Below are 407 nucleotides of genomic sequence, written 5' to 3' on the forward strand. Positions count from 1 at the left end.
ACCCTCTCGGGCTTTCCTCCGGGCTTTCCCTTCGGTATTTCGTGTTCCGACTCTATCAGACCGTTTCCGGTTCCGATTTCCTCGGTGCTTTCCGGCCTTTCGGCTTTCCGGCTGTTCCGACTTTACCAGATCCGATTTCCGTTCCGTTTCCGGTTCGGATTTTCTTTTCCGGCGGGCTCGACTTTAGCAGAGCTTCTGAGTCGGATTTTCCGGCCCGACCGGGAGGCGGTCCAACGCACTCAAGTGTGTTGGGGTTCCCGTTCGGCGGAGATGTAAACGTACTGGAGCGGGGGGGCGGGGGGGGGCGAGCGGGCCCCCCCCCCCCCCCCCAAACGGGGGCGCCCCCCCCCCCAACACCCCCCCCCCACGGACCTGACAACGGCGGCCGCCGGCGGTTGGAGGGACAC

Source organism: Streptomyces sp. NPDC050504 (genome assembly GCF_044458065.1).
In the GTDB taxonomy this organism is placed as follows: domain Bacteria; phylum Actinomycetota; class Actinomycetes; order Streptomycetales; family Streptomycetaceae; genus Streptomyces.